General features: G+C 54.3%; 16 protein-coding genes. 7 read left to right on the top strand and 9 right to left on the bottom strand.

The genetic code is table 11. The features are described from left to right. Positions 1-17: 17 nt before the first annotated feature. Complete coding sequence (locus ABJN86_RS00365; protein ID WP_348362840.1) at positions 18-857, bottom strand: peptidylprolyl isomerase; 840 nt, start codon at positions 855-857, stop codon at positions 18-20. Between the two features lie 180 nt (positions 858-1037). Here ABJN86_RS00365 and secA point away from each other — a divergent pair, with 180 nt between their 5' ends. From secA to ABJN86_RS00380, 3 genes are all read left to right on the top strand, one after another. Beyond that, positions 1038-3743, top strand: a complete 2706-nt coding sequence (gene secA / locus ABJN86_RS00370; protein WP_348362839.1) for a preprotein translocase subunit SecA — start codon at positions 1038-1040, stop codon at positions 3741-3743. A gap of 87 nt (positions 3744-3830) precedes the next feature. Then, a complete protein-coding gene (locus tag ABJN86_RS00375) occupies positions 3831-4694 on the top strand; it encodes a hypothetical protein (protein WP_348362837.1) in 864 nt (287 codons plus the stop codon). A gap of 37 nt (positions 4695-4731) precedes the next feature. Further along, positions 4732-6249, top strand: coding sequence for a phosphate ABC transporter substrate-binding/OmpA family protein (locus ABJN86_RS00380; RefSeq protein WP_348362836.1), 1518 nt, complete (start codon positions 4732-4734; stop codon positions 6247-6249). Positions 6250-6252: 3 nt separating this feature from the next. On the opposite strand, the gene radC is transcribed toward ABJN86_RS00380, so the two are convergent. From radC to sfsA, 3 genes are read right to left on the bottom strand one after another with little or no spacing between them, the layout of a single operon-like run. Continuing rightward, entirely contained in the window at positions 6253-7002 is a 750-nt protein-coding gene (radC, locus tag ABJN86_RS00385) for a DNA repair protein RadC (RefSeq protein ID WP_348362834.1), read from the bottom strand. 41 nt (positions 7003-7043) lie between these two features. Then, the gene (gene map, locus ABJN86_RS00390; protein ID WP_348362833.1) at positions 7044-7856 is read right to left on the bottom strand and encodes a type I methionyl aminopeptidase; all 813 of its coding nucleotides are present in this window, start codon (positions 7854-7856) and stop codon (positions 7044-7046) included. A 49-nt stretch (positions 7857-7905) separates the two neighbouring features. Then, positions 7906-8640 carry a DNA/RNA nuclease SfsA gene (gene sfsA, locus ABJN86_RS00395; protein WP_348362832.1) on the bottom strand — a complete coding sequence of 245 codons (735 nt, stop codon included), beginning with the start codon at positions 8638-8640 and terminating at the stop codon, positions 7906-7908. Between the two features lie 46 nt (positions 8641-8686). Between sfsA and ABJN86_RS00400 the strand changes: the two genes are divergently transcribed. The 4 genes from ABJN86_RS00400 to ABJN86_RS00415 are packed head-to-tail and all read left to right on the top strand — an operon-like array spanning position 8687 to position 11646. Then, a complete protein-coding gene (locus ABJN86_RS00400; RefSeq protein WP_348362831.1) occupies positions 8687-9421 on the top strand; it encodes a molybdopterin-binding protein in 735 nt (244 codons plus the stop codon). Next, on the top strand, positions 9405-10112 hold the full coding sequence (locus ABJN86_RS00405; RefSeq protein WP_348362829.1) for a GNAT family N-acetyltransferase: 708 nt from the start codon (positions 9405-9407) through the stop codon (positions 10110-10112). Before ABJN86_RS00400 ends, ABJN86_RS00405 begins: the two co-directional genes overlap by 17 nt. Further along, the gene (locus ABJN86_RS00410; RefSeq protein ID WP_348431797.1) at positions 10109-10696 is read left to right on the top strand and encodes a peroxidase-related enzyme; all 588 of its coding nucleotides are present in this window, start codon (positions 10109-10111) and stop codon (positions 10694-10696) included. The genes ABJN86_RS00405 and ABJN86_RS00410 overlap by 4 nt, the downstream gene beginning before the upstream one ends. Next, positions 10693-11646: an OmpA family protein gene (locus ABJN86_RS00415; protein WP_348431799.1), complete on the top strand. Its 954-nt coding sequence runs from the start codon at positions 10693-10695 to the stop codon at positions 11644-11646. The genes ABJN86_RS00410 and ABJN86_RS00415 overlap by 4 nt, the downstream gene beginning before the upstream one ends. A gap of 27 nt (positions 11647-11673) precedes the next feature. Here ABJN86_RS00415 and ABJN86_RS00420 read toward each other — a convergent pair whose 3' ends face one another. The 5 genes from ABJN86_RS00420 to ABJN86_RS00440 form a co-directional block, all read right to left on the bottom strand. Further along, positions 11674-12585, bottom strand: a complete 912-nt coding sequence (locus tag ABJN86_RS00420) for a LysR family transcriptional regulator (protein ID WP_348362824.1) — start codon at positions 12583-12585, stop codon at positions 11674-11676. A gap of 183 nt (positions 12586-12768) precedes the next feature. Then, entirely contained in the window at positions 12769-14793 is a 2025-nt protein-coding gene (locus ABJN86_RS00425; RefSeq protein ID WP_348362823.1) for an NADPH-dependent 2,4-dienoyl-CoA reductase, read from the bottom strand. 96 nt (positions 14794-14889) lie between these two features. Next, entirely contained in the window at positions 14890-15270 is a 381-nt protein-coding gene (locus ABJN86_RS00430) for a hypothetical protein (RefSeq protein WP_348362821.1), read from the bottom strand. 12 nt (positions 15271-15282) lie between these two features. Continuing rightward, positions 15283-16044 (bottom strand): DUF6478 family protein, encoded by a 762-nt coding sequence (locus ABJN86_RS00435; protein ID WP_348362820.1) that lies wholly within the window; start codon positions 16042-16044, stop codon positions 15283-15285. 82 nt (positions 16045-16126) lie between these two features. Continuing rightward, positions 16127-16834, bottom strand: a complete 708-nt coding sequence (locus tag ABJN86_RS00440) for a hypothetical protein (protein WP_348362819.1) — start codon at positions 16832-16834, stop codon at positions 16127-16129. Positions 16835-16836 lie beyond the last annotated feature (2 nt).

Below are 16836 nucleotides of genomic sequence, written 5' to 3' on the forward strand. Positions count from 1 at the left end.
CGGACCTTTTGTGTCGGTTACTTCGGCAAAAGGTCTACATTGCGGATGGCAGTAGGATCAACCACCACGTCAGCGCGGGTAATTTCAGCGCTTTCGGTCAAACGGCTGATCTCATCGTCGATTGCTTTGGCGCGAAGCTCGCGTTCGATTTCTTCGCGGACGGCGTCCAGTGCTGGAGCTTCTTTCACGCGGCTTTCGACGCGTTTGACAACGTGCCAACCGAATTGGGTTTGAACCGGCTCCGAAACAGCGCCATCTTCCAGCTCAATCACAGCTTCTTCAAAAGCGGGAACCATGGCGCCTTTGCCAAACCAACCCAACGATCCGCCGCTTGGGCCACTTGGGCCGGTGGATTTCTCTTTTGCGAGTTCAGCGAAGTCGGCGCCGTCATTCAACATGGTAACCAGCTCTTTTGCGGTCTCCTCGGTTTCGACAAGGATGTGTGAGGCGTTGAACTCCATTTCAGATTCATCTTCAGCGAAGCGTTCGGTGTAGATTGCTTTGATATCGTCCTCAGCTACGTCTGCCGTGCCGATCTTTGCAAGCAGTTCACCTGCAAGGAAGGCGCGGATTTCGTTCTCTTTGCTAAGTGCGATTGTGCCGGAAAGATCTTTTTCCATTTCTTGGCTCAGGGTGGTTTGCTGGATCAACTGCTCCAGAATGCCGTCGAACAGCACGTCGTCTTCAAGCTGTTTGTATTGATCTGGAAGGCGCTCTTGCAGCGCAATCATGTGACCAAGGGTAATATCTGTGCCATTCACGGTTGCCATAACGGTGGTCGCGTCCTGCGCCATTGCTGGCATTGCAACGGACACGGCAAGGCCGGTTGCACGCAGAAGTGTTGAAAATTTGCCCATAATATCTGTCTCCTCAGGGGCCGCACGGGGGCGCGGCGTTGACACTAATAGACACGGCCCTTACATCGCCAAGAGGTCTGAGGCGTGTCTTGTCTTAGTTGTCGAGATAAGTTGCGGCAGCCAAAGGGGCAAGGTGAACCTCCACACTAATTTGTTAGCCATCAAAAAAGGCGCGGAAATATGCTGGGTTTGGGTACCATTACGAAAAAGGTCTTCGGAACGCCGAATGACCGCAAAGTAAAAGCTGTCCGGCCATTGGTGGCGAAAGTGAACGCTTTAGAAGCCGAGTTTGAGGCGCTGAGCGACGATGAGATCAAGCAACGCACAGAAGCAATGGCAATGCGCGCGCAATCGGGCGAAAGCCTTGATGATTTGCTGCCAGAAGCTTTTGCCAACGTTCGTGAAGCTGCGCGCCGCGCCTTGGGTCTTCGCGCCTTTGATACGCAAGTCATGGGTGGCATCTTCCTGCATCAAGGCAACATTGCAGAAATGAAAACAGGCGAGGGTAAAACCCTTGTGGCGACCTTCCCTGCCTACCTGAACGCGCTGTCAGGCAAAGGCGTGCACATCGTAACCGTGAACGATTACCTTGCTAAACGTGACGCAGAATGGATGGGCAAGGTTTACGCCGCCCTTGGTTTGACGACTGGTGTGATCTACCCGCAGCAGCCTGACGATGAAAAGAAAGGCGCCTACGCCGCCGACGTGACCTATGCGACGAACAATGAGCTGGGCTTTGATTACTTGCGCGACAATATGCGTTCGAGCTTGGAAGAGATGGCGCAGCGCGGCCATAATTTCGCGATTGTGGACGAGGTCGACTCGATCTTGATCGATGAGGCACGTACACCGCTGATTATCTCCGGCCCGTCCGAGGACCGCTCCGAGCTATATATTACCATCGACAAGCTAATCCCCGAGTTGACCGAAGAGCACTACAAGCTCGACGAGAAAACACGCGTTGTCACAATCACTGACGACGGAAACGATTTCCTTGAGACACGTTTGCGTGAGATGGAGCTGCTGCCGGCAGAGCAGTCGTTGTACGATCCAGAAAGCACTTCGCTGGTTCATCACGTGACTGAAGCGTTGAAGGCCCATAAGGCGTTCCACATCGACAAAGATTACATGATTCGTAACGACGAGGTTGTGTTGGTCGACGAATTCACGGGCCGCATGATGGCGGGTCGTCGTCTGTCAGGTGGTTTGCACCAAGCGATTGAAGCCAAGGAAGGCTGCTCGATCCAGCCGGAAAACATTACTTTGGCTTCTGTGACGTTCCAAAACTACTTCCGCCTTTACAATCGCCTTGGCGGCATGACGGGTACTGCGGCGACCGAAGCTGAAGAGTTCCAAGAGATTTACGGCCTTGGCGTTGTGGAGATGCCAACGAATAAACCGATCGCACGTATCGACGAGCACGACGCGATCTACCGCACAGCGAAGGAAAAGTTCGAGGCCATCGTCGAGGAAATCAAAAAGGCGCATGAGACAGGGCAACCCGTTCTTGTTGGTACCACCTCGATTGAAAAATCCGAATTCCTATCGCAGCTGCTTGAACAAGCAGGCGTCGCGCACAATGTGTTGAACGCGCGCAAGCACGAACGCGAAGCCGAAATTGTTGGCAACGCGGGTACGCTTGGCGCTGTAACCATCGCGACAAACATGGCGGGTCGCGGGACCGATATTAAGCTTGGCGGCAACGCCGAGATGAAGATTTTGGCGGCCCTAGGGGCTGACCCCGAAGGCGATCCGGAAGCGATCCGCGCGCGCATCGAGGAAGAACAGTCCAAAGCCGAAGATGAAGTCAAAGCTGCTGGTGGTTTGTACGTACTGGCAACAGAGCGCCACGAGAGCCGCCGCATCGATAACCAGTTGCGTGGCCGTTCCGGTCGCCAGGGTGATCCGGGCCGCTCCAGCTTCTTCTTGTCGTTGGAAGACGACCTGATGCGCATCTTTGGGTCCGAGCGTTTGGACAAAATGCTGTCCACGCTAGGCATGAAAGAAGGCGAGGCCATCGCGCACCCTTGGGTCAACAAGTCGTTGGAAAAAGCGCAAGCCAAGGTTGAAGGCCGCAACTTCGACATTCGTAAGCAATTGCTGAAATTCGATGACGTGATGAATGACCAGCGAAAAGCCATCTTCGGTCAACGCATGGAAATCATGGAAGCCGTAGAAGTAGGCGAGATCGCGCAAGACATGCGCCACCAGGTGATCGATGACCTTGTTGACCAGTTCATCCCGCCGAAATCTTATGCAGACCAATGGGACGGCCAAGGTCTCTATGTTGCAGTCCTCGAAAACTTGGGCGTCGATTTGCCTGTTATCGCGTGGACTGAAGAAGAAGGCGTGGACGACGGCGACATTCGCGAACGTCTGTATGATGCGTCGGATGAGTTCATGGCCAAGAAGGCGACTGACTTCGGCCCCGAGCAAATGCGCAACATCGAGAAGCAACTGCTGTTGCAAACTATCGATGGCAAATGGCGTGATCACTTGCTGAAGCTGGAACACTTGCGCTCGGTTGTGGGCTTCCGTGGGTATGCGCAACGCGACCCGCTGAATGAATACAAGAACGAGAGCTTCCAATTGTTCGAAGGCATGCTGGATAGCTTGCGCGTTGATGTGACTGAAAAGCTGTCCAAAGTGAGGGTTCTCACCGAAGAAGAGCAAGAGCAGCTGATGCAACAGTTCCTAGCGCAGCAAGGTGCCGCAGCTCAACCGCAGACGCCACAAGCGCCTGTTGCAGCTCCGGTGGAGGCTGGTGAGCCGTTGCCTGGGTTTGATGAAAATGACCGCGCTACTTGGGGCAATCCTGGTCGGAACTCGCCTTGTCCGTGTGGGTCAGGCAAAAAATTCAAACATTGCCACGGCGAGATTGTTTAACGGCACTTAACGCGCCTGTTTCGTTAGGCTCAATTTACTGCTAAGCTGAAGGTCTATTGTAACGAGAATACTCGGCAAGGCAGGCAAATGAGCAGATATTTAACAAACACGGCTTTTGCTGTGTGGCTAGGCGTAGCTACCCCAGCGCTGGCAGACGGGCTTTCAGTGGTGATCGTGCCGCCATTCCCAACGGCCCCCACGCAATCTCTAGACACTTCAATTCTCAATGATGCGCAATTGGCGCAATTCACGATGACGGCGCCCTTGCCGCAGGATCTTGATACGTCTGTGGCGGAAGTTGTTGGGCGTCAGTCGAACATTTCCAATTTTGGCACAGCATGCGGCCCATCAATGACCATGAACGCGGCGATTGACGCGATGCTTGTGGTCAATATCTTTGCGCCTTGCTTGCCCTACGACATGATCAGGTTCGAGCATGAGGGCCTGTCATTTACGGTGCCCATGCCCATGACTGGCGAACTGACAATGCTGCTTCCAGCATTGAGTGAAAGCGCCGACGTGCATGCCCACTTGTCTGACGGGACAACGCTATCGGCGTCTACCGACGTGCCCGACGCGGTTAATTTTGCAAGGGTTGCCTTGCAATGGAGCGGTGCAGATCCCGGCGAACTGGTGGCAAAAGCGCCTAAGGTGTTAGATGGCTCGGTTGTCCATCTTGGACAGTCCATGGATGCTGACGGCGCGGTGCTGCATGTCTTCTCCAGCCGGATCGATGAGGTGACGTCCGGTGGTGTGGTTCGTTTTTCTATGCGTGCACCTGTCACGTCGGAAAATTGCGCGGTCGAGCATGAAACACGCGTGCGCCGCCGCGTCCCCGGCGAACCTGTGTCGGCCTATGATATGACGCTTAAAGGACCTGGATGCGAGGCTGTGGGCGAAAGTCTTGAGTTGAAAAATGTGCTTCAAGACTTGAAACTCTCGCGAAACTAGGGCGGATAGGCGATTGCAACTCATTTGGCGTAGCATCTTGGCGGCACTTCTTATGTGCACGCCCGTATTCGCCAATGATGTGCGACTTACCTCCCGGGACGGTGCAATCCAAATCGAGGGGACTTTGCTTACCTATGATGGTGAGTTCTTTCGCGTTGAAACCATTTACGGCCCCCTTACGCTTGATGGCGAGGGGGTTACATGCGACGGGCCGGGATGTCCTGACCTGAACGCATTTGTCCCCAATGTCCGCTTTTCCGGCACGAACCGCATGGCAGAGGTTTTGATCCCTGCGCTTATTCACGCGTTTGCGGCGCGAAACGACTTGTCTGTTACCCGTGAGGTGGAAAACGATCGCAAATCGACGTTTGTACTGGGTGATAAGGAACGCCTGCATGCGCGATTTGAGCTTTCATCAAGCACGACCGCAGAAGGTTACGCTGACCTGATCACCGAGGAGTCCGATATCGCACTGGTGCTGCGTGAACCTCGGCAATCTGAGGTGTCATTAGCGCGCTCGGCTGCTGCTGGCGATCTGCTAAAGGGTCGTCGCGCGCGTGTGGTTGCATTGGACGGCGTGGTCGCGATCACAGCGCCGGGACAACCTGTGCGCAGCATCTCCTTGGAGCAGCTGGCAGCGGCATTCTCTGGGGCGACGGAGCGTTGGTCTGGTCTTGGTGGGCCAGATTTGCCGATTGTGCGGCATTTGCCTGAACCAGAATCTGGCCTAATGGACGCCTTTGAAGATCGCGTTCTTGAGCCGAATGAGCGGATTATTTCAGATGGGGCAACTCATCACGAGCTTTTACAAGATTTGGCCGATGCCGTGGCTGAAGACACCTTTGCAATTGGATTGACGACACTCAGCGAAATTGGAAATGCCGTGCCGCTTCGGATTGCTGGCACCTGTGGGTTTGAGACCAATGCAACGCTTGATGCTTTGCGAGCAGAAGACTACCCGCTGACGTTGCCGTTGATGCTATACACGCCCGCACGAAGGCTACCGCTTATCGCGCGGGAATTCTTAGAGTTCACGCAAGACCCCACTGCGGATATTGTTATTCGCCGCGCCGGATTTGTGGACCAAGCGATTACACAAACGCGGTTTGACGATCAAGGTGATCGATTGGCTCATGCAATCTCGCAGGCAGGGCCAGAGGTGTCGCTTGAGGATCTGCAACGTATGATCGAAGCGCTGCGCGACCGAGACCGTCTGTCCACCACGTTCCGTTTTACCGGAGGCACGCGCCTAGACATTCAGTCAGAGGAGAACATCATTCGTCTTGCGCGAGCTTTGGAAACGGGAGCGTTCAACGGGCGAGATCTACTTCTGGTTGGGTTTAGTGACGGCGAGGGACCCGCAGGTTCAAATTTAGCACTGTCAGAGAAACGGGCAGGGACGGTCCTGCGATTGCTAAAGGAATCGGCTCCTGATGCGGATTTCAGTCGTTTCACGCTAAGCCTAGCCGCATTTGGCGAGGCCCTTCCGATGGCGTGTGACGACACTGAATGGGGTCGTGCGGTTAATCGCCGTGTGGAGGTTTGGGTTAAATAGACCCTAGATTAACCCATGGGAGCGGAAGGAATAGCTGCCGGCGCTCCCTACAATCAGATGGTCATGTAGGACCAACCCTAATGCATCAGCACCCTTCATGACTTGTTTGGTCATTGTGATATCTTCTTGTGAAGGGGACGCGTCGCCTGACGGGTGATTGTGAACCAATATAAGCGCTGTGGCATTCAGCTCCAATGCGCGCTTCACGACCTCACGTGGATACACTGGTACATGGTCAACGGTTCCCGTTTGCAGCGCTTCATCGGCTAAAAGTTGGTTGCGGCGATCAAGAAACAGCACGCGAAACTGTTCACGCTCCATATGCGCCATCTTTGTTTGGCAATACTCTAACAAGGCATCCCAAGAGGACAAAATATCACGGTGCATCACCTTGGAGCGGGCCATTGATTGAGCTGCGGCCTGCACGATTTTCAATTCTTGAATAACGTAGCTACCGACCCCCTGCACGCCAGATAACCGATTGGCCGATGCAGAAACCACCCCATTGAAATCGCCGAACGTTGCGAGAAGCCTATGTGCCAGGCTGCGGACTTCGCGACGATGGATTGCGCGAAACAGAACTAGCTCCAAAAGCTCTAAGTCTGGCGTTGCTTCCCCGCCTGCGCGTGAAAAACGATCCCTTACACGTTGGCGGTGTCCATGTTGTTCCGCCTCGGTAGAACGAGGAATAGGTGTGCGGTGCGGAGGAAGCCCCGGCAATGAATCGTGCAGATGTGTTTGATGCAATGTCATAGCTTCAACTCAGCCGATTCGACTTAATTGCTGGTTAAGCCTCAGTAGGTCGGATGAAACTTTCCGCTGGGTGATAGTGTGAAAATCTGGCAGCCGTCCGCCGTGACCCCAATGGAGTGCTCAAACTGCGCCGACAAGGATTTATCCCGTGTTACGGCGGTCCAGTCGTCAGCCAGCACTTTGGTTTCTGGGCGACCCAAGTTCACCATCGGTTCAATCGTGAAGAACATGCCTTCTTCCAAAACCGCGCCGGTTCCGGGGCGACCATAGTGCAAAACATTTGGCGGGGCGTGGAACACGCGACCAAGGCCGTGACCGCAAAAATCGCGTACAACCGACATGCGCTGGGCCTCCACGAATTTCTGGATAGCATGGCCGATGTCACCGAAAGTGTTCCCGGGCTTTACGGCCATGATGCCTTCGAATAGCGCATCATGGGTGATCTGGATCAACCGCTCCGCCTTGCGACTTGGTTTACCCGCGACATACATGCGGCTGGTGTCGCCGAACCACCCATCAACGATCACCGTGACATCAATATTCAGGATGTCGCCGTTCTTCAGCGTCTTGGAGCCTGGGATGCCGTGGCAAACGACATGGTTCACACTAATGCAACTGGCGTGTTGGTACCCTTTGTATCCGATCGTGGCGGACTTGGCGCCAGCGTCGTCCACCATTTTGGTGATGGCGGTATCAAGGGCTTCCGTTGTCACGCCGGGTTGGACCATCTCAACCATGTTATCGAGAATTTGCGCTGCAAGCTCGCCAGCTTTGGCCATCCCAGCGAAATCAACTTCGTCGTAGATGCGAATGCCTTGTTTGGTGATGCGGCCTTTATGCGTCGAGTCGTCCACGGGTCTCTCCGATATTTGCTTTCTCGCACATATAATGCGCCGCGCTAGGTTAGACCAGCCTTGCACCGCCTTGTGGTGACGGATCTACGGGTAAGGCGTGGGTCAGTGACATTTCATGCGGTGAAATCGTGCTGGCGTAGCACAACATTTCGACCCCATTGGCGCGGGCATGGTCGAATTCTCGTGCATAAGTAGGGTCTAAATCCGCCGCCATCTTTAAGCGGGTGCAATCCGTGCGGCTGACCAAATACAGCATGGCGGCACGCGCGCCGGATTGTGCAATTTGGGAAAGCTCCTGTAAATGCTTCGCCCCACGTGCAGTTACGCAATCGGGGAACTCTGCCCAGTTGCCTTCGCGCCGTAGTGTGACGCTTTTAACCTCGACGTAAGCATCGGGAAGCCCGTCCTGAGTAAGGAGGAAATCTATCCGACTTCCCGTGCCATAGGGGACTTCGGGCCTGACTGTTTTGTAGTTTGCAAGCTCTGCAATGCTGCCCGAAAGAAGTGCTTCTTTCACCACACGATTGGGCAAACTCGTGTCTATACAGGCGAATTGCTCATCAGGAAGCTCCGCGACGCGCCAACCGTATTTCAGCTTCTTCTTGGGATCGTCATTGGGTTCCAGCCAGACCCGAAGGCCGTCATCCTTTAATCCCAGCATCGCACCCGGGTTTGGGCAATGGACGGTGACCTCCTGCCCTGTCTCCTCAAGCGCGACATCGGCAAGGAAACGTTTGTAGCGGCGGATCAGCCGCGCGGGCACAAGTGGGGTTTGAAAGCGCATAATCGGGGCCTATACCGGAATGAAGCACCCAATCAAGGATCACGTCATGCCAAACCCAACTGCCGCCATGCTTGTCATCGGGGATGAGATCCTGTCGGGGCGTACTAAAGACACAAATACCAATCATTTGGCCTGCGCTTTAACACAGGCAGGAATTGACCTGAAAGAAGCCCGCGTCGTGTCTGATGAGCACGACCACATTGTCGAGGCCGTTCGTGCGTTAAGCGCGCAATATGCTCACGTGTTTACGTCGGGCGGCATTGGGCCGACCCATGACGACATCACCGCGGATGCAATTGGTGCAGCCTTTGGTGCCCACGTGGACATTCGTGAAGATGCGCATGATCTGCTTGCCGCCCATTACGCCCGCGACGGTAAGGAGTTTAACGACGCCCGCAAACGTATGGCGCGGATACCAGACGGGGCCACGTTGATTGACAACCCGGTTTCTGTCGCGCCGGGTTTCATCCTTGGGAATGTACATGTCATGGCGGGGGTGCCGAAGGTGTTTCACGCAATGGTGGAAACGGTGCTTGCGACAATGACGGGCGGGCAGCCACTTTTGTCCGCGACCTTAAGGGTGCATATTGGCGAAGGTGACATTGCAGGTCCGCTTGGCGCGTTGGCAGAGGCGAACCCTGATGTGTCGTTAGGTTCTTACCCGTTTCAAGGTGAGGACGGTAGCTTTGGTAGTAACTTGGTGGCGCGCGGTACTGACGTGACGGAACTAAAGTTGGTAATGGATCAATTGGCAAAGGCGCTTGGTGTTGAACACGGATGATCTTTTCGACGTAGTGGAGGCCACTTGGCCCGCCGCAAGCACTACTCGTGTTGGCCCGTGGTTAATCCATCAGGGTCTAGGGGGTGGCAAGCGAGTGTCCGCAGCGCGCCCAATGGGGGCCGCAACCTCAGAAGATATTGAATTGGCGGTTTCTGAAATGGCTAAGCTTGGCCAACCGGCGTTGTTCTCCCTTAGACCAGAGAATGCAGAGTTAGACACTAAACTGGCGCACCTCGGGTATGATGTCATCGATCCGTCAATCTTGTTCCTTGGCCCGATCTTTGAAGAAGAGCTGCCGCCAGTCACGGCATTTGATATCTGGCCGCCGCTACAAATCATGAAAGACATTTGGGCTGAAGGCGGCATCAACGCCGGACGTATCGCGGTTATGGAGCGGGTGACCGGTCCCAAAACTGCGATCCTTGGCCGCATATCTGATCGAGCTGCGGGCAACGCCTTCGTGGCCATGCAGGGAACAGTCGCGATGGTGCATGCTGTGGAGGTGTTATCTGAGTATCGCCGCATGGGTTTGGCGCGCAACATGATGTACGCGGCCGCGCGTTGGGGCAAAGATAAGGGCGCGGAGCATTTTGCTTTGGTAACCACGGGGTCAAACATAGCCGCACAATCGCTTTATAGTTCTCTGGGCATGTCGGTGGTTGGGCGGTATCATTACCGTATGAAACGATGAAAGGCCCTGCCCCCGTGACAAACCCCAAAGTAACTGCGCTTGATCTGCCGATGGTCGACCCGCTTCCCGAGGCGACGCAAAAGTACTTCGATGTTTGTACGGAAAAGCTGGGCATGATCCCGAACGTCTTGCAATCCTATGCGTTTGATCCGGACAAGTTGAACGCCTTTACCGGCATGTATAACGACCTGATGCTTGGTGACAGTAACCTGTCGAAGTTGGAGCGCGAGATGATCGCGGTAGCCGTCTCGTCCGTGAACAAGTGCTTCTATTGCCTTGTGGCCCACGGGGCGGCGGTGCGGCAGTTATCGAGTGATCCTGCTCTGGGTGAAGCCTTGGTTATGAACTACCGTGTGGCTCAGTTGGATGCCCGCCAACGCGCCATGTTGGACTTTGCTGTGCTGATGACGGAGGCGAGCTACCGTATCGAAGAAAGGGATCGCGATGCCCTACGCAAGGTTGGGTTTACGGATCGCGACATTTGGGACATCGCAGCGGTGGCAAGTTTCTTTAACATGACCAACCGAATGGCCTCCGCGGTGGACATGCGCCCTAACGCAGAATACCACGCGGTTGAAAGATGAGGGGGTTTTTGCCCCTCGGTTTGGCAGGTGTGATGCTGGCGACAGCGGCGCAGGCTGATCTGGCGCTAACGTTCCCCGGCCCTGCGACCGAAACGTTTGCTGAGACTGAAGAGTTTGGCAGTTACAAGCTACCCGTCGGCCCATATTCTGACGGCTTTGTGCAAACACTGGTGGCGGAAGGACGCCAAATCACACGCGCTTGGCGGATTGATGTGGGTGTAGGGACGTCACTGGTTGTGATGGACAGTCTCAGGCAGCAGCTTGAAGCGACAGGTTTTGAACTGCTCTACGAATGTACCACAAACGTGTGTGGGGGTTTTGACTTTCGCTTCAACACGGATGTCTTGCCTGAGCCGGTGATGCATGTCGATTTGGGCGATTTTCGCTTCTTGTCTGCCCAGCGACTTGGGAATGCAGTTCCAGAATACGTCAGCCTGTTTGTTAGTCGCGGTGCCGAAAGTGCCTTCGTGCAGATGGTATTGCTTGGCAGTCCAGATGAGAGCTCTTTGACCGCGAAGTCCGGTGGTAAAATTGCGCAAATCAATCCAATCATTCCTAATGTCAGTTTTGGCTCCGTAACCGAGCTTTTGCTGCGCGATGGACACGTGGTTCTGGATGACCTTCAGTTTGAAACGGGGTCGTCGGCTTTGGGTGAAGGTAAGTTCCTGTCGTTAGTGGATCTATCGGAATATCTGAAAGCGAACCCTGAAATCCGTATCGCACTGGTCGGCCACACTGATGCCGAAGGCTCTCTTCAGGGCAACGTAAATCTGTCTCGCAAGCGAGCACAATCGGTGGCGACGCGCCTTACCAAAGAGTTTGGGATCCCGAGCAATCAAATGGAAGCTGATGGGGTGGGCTACCTTGCCCCACGTGCCAACAATCTGAGCGACGAAGGCCGTACCTTAAACAGAAGGGTCGAAGTGATTATCACTTCGACCCAAGGATGATGCTGCCACATCAAAGTAAACTGTTATTTAGATGGTCCAGTCTTCTGGGCCCTTTTCTTTGAATGCCTCTACAAGGAAATCAATGAATGTTCGAACCTTTGGCTGGGTGTAGCGGCCTGGCGGGTAGACCGCATAGATGCCTTGGGTTTCTTTTGGAAGCTCCGGCATAACTTCTTCTACCAACCCTTGGCGCAATGCGTCTGCGTATAGGAAGCTGGGTAGATAAGCGATGCCAAGACCGGAAACACAGGCGTTCAGCAAAGATTGACCGTCGTTCACGGTAAGCCAGCCTTGCGTGCGGACCTGACGTTTCTCACCAGAAGGTGCTGTGAGCTTCCATACGTTTCCAGCCGACTGGTTGGAGTAATGAAGAAGCTTGTGGTCATTCAGATCGTCAATCTTCTCCGGATGGCCAAATTGCTCAAAATAGCCGGGTGCTGCGATCAACCGTTTGGTGGTTTCCGTCAGTTTCCGAGCCCGTAGAGAGCTGTCTTCCATTTCACCAATGCGAATGGCCAAATCGAAACCCTCGGAGATTAATTCTACGAAGCGATTGTTGAGGACCATGTTGACAGTGATATCGGGGTAATCGACTAGAAAGTCGCCCAATATAGGGGACATGTGGTTTACGCCAAAATCGGTCGCGACAGAAATGCGTAACAGGCCAGACGGGGCGCTTTGCATCGAAGATACCAGAGCATCAGCTTCGCCTGCGTCATTAAGAACGCGTCGGGCGCGATCATAATAGGCCAGGCCAATTTCAGTTGGGTTGACCCGCCGTGTCGTCCTGTTCAGCAACCGCGCACCAAGGCGGGTTTCAAGCGAGGAGACGTGCTTGGAGACGGCGGATTTTGAAATCCCCATCTTTCGGGCTGCGTCTGTAAAGCCTCCTTGGTCCACCACGGTGGCAAAAGCTTCCATTTCTGTCAATCGGTCCATTCGGATACCCCAAATACTCTTACTCGTTGACCCGTTATCCGCGTCAATTGGGGCAGGAATGCGATGTGTGTTGGACGATTCAGGGGTAAATCTGCGGATCGTTGAGGGCACGGAAACAAGTAAACAGCTGTTTCCGTGCTGGAAATATTGCCAAACGCGTGTGCTATAGAGGTAGTTGGCTACCTATAATGATGCCGCAAGACGGGTTCCTTGGTTTATGGCACGCTTTGCATCCAACTCGGCTGCGACGTCAGCGCCGCCAATAACATGCGGGCTTCGGCCTGCAGTTTCCAATTCGTCGGCTAGGGTGCGCGACGGCACCTGACCTGCACACATCACAATAGTATCGACTTCAATCACCCGAGGATTTTCGCGGGCTTCACCGTCGGAGACATGCAAGCCCTGCTCGTCAATCCGCTCATAGTTGACGCCGCCGACCATTTTGACGCCTTTCATTTGCAAAGTAGCGCGGTGGATCCAGCCCGTGGTTTTACCCAGACGTTTGCCCAGTTTTTCAGGCTTACGTTGAAGTAGCGTAACATCTCGAACGGCGGGTTCGGGTTGGGGGCCTTTGTCTGACAAGCCGCCACGCTTTGCTGCGGGATCAGTGACGCCCCATTCTTCCATCCATTCATCTAGATTGACCGTTGGACTGTCATCAGTGGTCAGATATTCGGCTACATCGAACCCAATGCCGCCTGCGCCAATAATTGCGACGCGCTTACCAACCTCTGCGCCACCACGAAGCACGTCGATATAGGAGAGCACATTGGGCCCGTCCTGCCCGACGATCTTGGTGTCACGAGGCAGAACACCCGTGGCGATGATAACTTCATCGAAGTCTTCTAGGATGGCCGCATTGGCCTCGGTTTCTAGGCGTACCTTTATCGAGCTTTTGGCGACCATGGTTTTATACCAGTCTACCAGCCCGTAGAATTCTTCCTTCCCGGGGATCTGCTTGGCCATATTGAGCTGCCCGCCAAGTTCATTCGCTTTGTCGAATAAGGTAACGGAATGCCCCCGTTCGGCCGCCGTTAACGCAGTAGAAAGACCGGCGGGCCCGGCCCCTACAACTGCGACGGTTTTTGCGGTGCCCGCCGGTTCAACCATCAATTCGGTTTCAAAACAGGCCTTGGGGTTTACAAGGCAGGTACTCATCTTCCCGCCAAAGGTGTGGTCAAGGCAGGCTTGGTTGCATGCAATGCATGGTGCGATCTCTGCCCCGCGACCATCTGCGGCCTTAGCGACAAAGTGAGGGTCCGCAAGGAAGGGCCGCGCCATGGACACCATATCTGCACAGCCATCAGCCAATACGTCTTCGCCAACGTCTGGAGTATTGATCCGGTTCGAAGTGATAATCGGTATCGATACCTCGCCCATCAACTTCTTAGTCACCCAAGTAAACGCGCGGCGTGGCACGGAGGTTGCGATCGTTGGAATACGTGCTTCGTGCCAGCCAATGCCTGTATTGATTATCGTTGCACCCGCTTTTTCTATTTCCTTGGCCAGCAAAACGACCTCATCCCAAGTGGAGCCGTTGGGGATCAAGTCAATCATGCTCAAACGGTAAATGACGATGAAATCAGCGCCGATAGCGGCACGGACACGTTTGATAACCTCGATGGGCAAGCGCATTCGGTTCTCATAGGAGCCGCCCCAACGGTCTTCGCGCTTGTTGGTATGGGTCACCAGAAATTGGTTCAGGAAGTAACCTTCCGAACCCATGATCTCTACACCATCATAGCCCGCTTCTTTTGCCCGCTTGGCGGCGGTTGCGATGTCGTTGATTTGTTTCTCAATACCGTCCTCATCCAGTTCTTTGGGTGGGAAGGGGGAGATTGGAGACTTAATCGGTGATGAGCTGACACATTCGGGGCCGTAGGCATAACGCCCCGCATGTAGAATCTGCATGGCAATCTTACCGCCTGCGTCATGCACCCTGTCTGTCACGATCTTATGGTTGTTAATGTCGTCATCGGAAAACAACCCCGCCGCACCAGGGAAGACGCCGCCCTCGCTGTTCGGGGCCATTCCGCCAGTGACCATAAGTGCGACACCACCACGAGCGCGCTCCGCGTAGAATTCGGCGATGCGGTTCCAGTCTTTGGTCTCCTCAAGACCAGTGTGCATCGACCCCATAAGAACGCGATTCTTTAGTGTGGTGAAGCCAAGGTCGAGCGGGGCCAGCAGATGCGGGTAATTGGTCATGAAAGTCCTCCAACTTTGTGCACAGCATTATCCAAGTTTACGCTCAGGTCACCTGAAACGCGGCGTCATGCTGGCCAATAGGTGTGATCAGAGGGCTTAAGTTGTTTCGACGCAATGCCGGCGGAAGGCTTTTTTCAACATATCCAGCTCGGCGCGGAGCAAATCCATCTCGGCACGGATGTCGTCTGACAAAACCTCTCCGGTGACGATTGTGAAGCTGTCTAATGTGTCGCCTGTGGCGTCGTCATTGATCAAGAAGGTCTGCACACCGTCCGTCAGCACCTCTCGTGGAATTTCGAAGCGAACATGCCATGTGTTGGCTAAACTCGTATCCGCAATGACAGATAGGCCTTCCAACTCGCGCTCCAGATGAAGAGCTGTCAAATTTGGATGACAACTTTCTTCGGCCCCCGCCGATAGAACTGCTTCATAAACTCCGGCTTGGATGCGGGTCTTGGTAAGGATGACATTACTCATTGAGAGATTTCCTTAAAAATCAGCGCGTGGGCGGCGGCTGAAAGTGATGTCGCGCAGGTTAATTTCGTTCATCTCCGGCCCCTCAAAGATAAGGTCCATCCAGATGCGCTCCAAGCGACGCTCACTGATTTTGGTGTGGGTCAGGTCGAACTCAACCATGGATTCTCCACCGTTCAGTGGCAGCTCGCGCACCACTTGCTCCACGTTGGGGCCATACTTGATGTTAAGTCTGGCAAAAATTTCCAGCGGTTTCTCGAACTCGACTTCTGTATCCAAGCGAAGGATATGATTTTTGCGTAAACCATCGGTTGCGTTGTCGGGCAAATCCAGAACGAGGCTCAGAAAGCTGCCGTCAAACTTAAATACGTCCATACGCAGTCCGAACGGCGCAAGGTCGCCTTCGCGGGTGTTACGAACCTGACGAAGGGTCAGTTCGGAGATATGGCAGTCGTGATAAAGCGTTGCAGAATTGCCTATTCGAGTGCGGCTTTCAACGGCTGCGATACCAATAGGTGAAATAGGCCCGCGCCACAATTCAGGACGATGGGCCCAATCTGACTGAGCAGGTTTGCGAATTGCATTGGATCCGATTCGCGGTAACGTCAGGCGGGCGTCAGCGACATGAGTGACTTGATCGACGCGACGGCGCATTTGGCGCGCTTGTGTGCGGAGATGGCGCAATAGCGATAAATCAATGGTCTCAGCGTCTTGTACAGCTGTTTCCCAACGACGCAGTGTTCGGCGATGAAGCCGTCGCCGTACGAATTCTCGCATCCGATCCATCATGAGTTTTGAGGCAATCCTAGTTATCCCGCCCTACAGCGGTACCATTGTTTCTATATTGCAAACAATGGTTTCAGCCAAAAATTCGACGCAACAGTCCCGTGTGGGCAACATCCCCAGCTTTCGCGGGAGTTGCGCCTGTTTCATCCTGCTCCTGACCTTCGAGCAAAGCGTTCCCGAAGTCATATAGGGTTTGTAGGCCCTCAGAACTGCTTACAGGTGCCGACTTGAGGCCAAAAACAGACACCGTGACGACTGATTTCTTCACATCAAAATACCCACGCCAATAGGTATTTTCGGTTCCGGGCACCACAGGGGCCGACTTGTCGCGAGCGTGGATAAAGAAAGCGTTGTTGCGCGAAAAGCTATCCAAGATCTCTACGCTGTTTGCATTGCCAGAGGCGCTAAGTGCCGCTTTTCCTGCATCCGATTCGAAGAAACTTGCTAATGCGACTGAGGAATGGGCAATCCTAGGTTGCTCGCGCCCTGCTGGTAAGACCGTCGCGGTGACAATCGCATTGATAAAGGGTTGTGGCAGTTCTTCGTCAGCAGCGATCGCGGCGCAATTTCCAAAAACCATGAATGCCTTGGACGGCTTATGGTTCGAGGACGCCGGATCGACACAGAAGCCGTCGGGCCCGCGCAAGATCACCCTGTCCGAGGTTACGGTAACCTCTGTCAGAGCTGCGTTTGTGCCGTCGGACCTTAGGTCGGGCAGTGGGTTTTTCCCACAGCCCGCCAAAGCAATAGCTGCTGGCGTTAGAACTACCCAAAGACGCACGA

Origin of the sequence: Litoreibacter sp. (genome assembly GCF_039974535.1) — a bacterium.
In the GTDB taxonomy this organism is placed as follows: domain Bacteria; phylum Pseudomonadota; class Alphaproteobacteria; order Rhodobacterales; family Rhodobacteraceae; genus Litoreibacter.

Bases quoted from the DNA above. Each gene is read 5' to 3' on its own strand.
- ABJN86_RS00365 (WP_348362840.1), bottom strand. From the start codon at position 857: ATGGGCAAATTTTCAACACTTCTGCGTGCAACCGGCCTTGCCGTGTCC.
- secA (WP_348362839.1), top strand. From the start codon at position 1,038: ATGCTGGGTTTGGGTACCATTACGAAAAAGGTCTTCGGAACGCCGAAT.
- ABJN86_RS00375 (WP_348362837.1), top strand. From the start codon at position 3,831: ATGAGCAGATATTTAACAAACACGGCTTTTGCTGTGTGGCTAGGCGTA.
- radC (WP_348362834.1), bottom strand. From the start codon at position 7,002: ATGACATTGCATCAAACACATCTGCACGATTCATTGCCGGGGCTTCCT.
- sfsA (WP_348362832.1), bottom strand. From the start codon at position 8,640: ATGCGCTTTCAAACCCCACTTGTGCCCGCGCGGCTGATCCGCCGCTAC.
- ABJN86_RS00400 (WP_348362831.1), top strand. From the start codon at position 8,687: ATGCCAAACCCAACTGCCGCCATGCTTGTCATCGGGGATGAGATCCTG.
- ABJN86_RS00410 (WP_348431797.1), top strand. From the start codon at position 10,109: ATGAAAGGCCCTGCCCCCGTGACAAACCCCAAAGTAACTGCGCTTGAT.
- ABJN86_RS00415 (WP_348431799.1), top strand. From the start codon at position 10,693: ATGAGGGGGTTTTTGCCCCTCGGTTTGGCAGGTGTGATGCTGGCGACA.
- ABJN86_RS00420 (WP_348362824.1), bottom strand. From the start codon at position 12,585: ATGGACCGATTGACAGAAATGGAAGCTTTTGCCACCGTGGTGGACCAA.
- ABJN86_RS00425 (WP_348362823.1), bottom strand. From the start codon at position 14,793: ATGACCAATTACCCGCATCTGCTGGCCCCGCTCGACCTTGGCTTCACC.
- ABJN86_RS00430 (WP_348362821.1), bottom strand. From the start codon at position 15,270: ATGAGTAATGTCATCCTTACCAAGACCCGCATCCAAGCCGGAGTTTAT.
- ABJN86_RS00435 (WP_348362820.1), bottom strand. From the start codon at position 16,044: ATGCGAGAATTCGTACGGCGACGGCTTCATCGCCGAACACTGCGTCGT.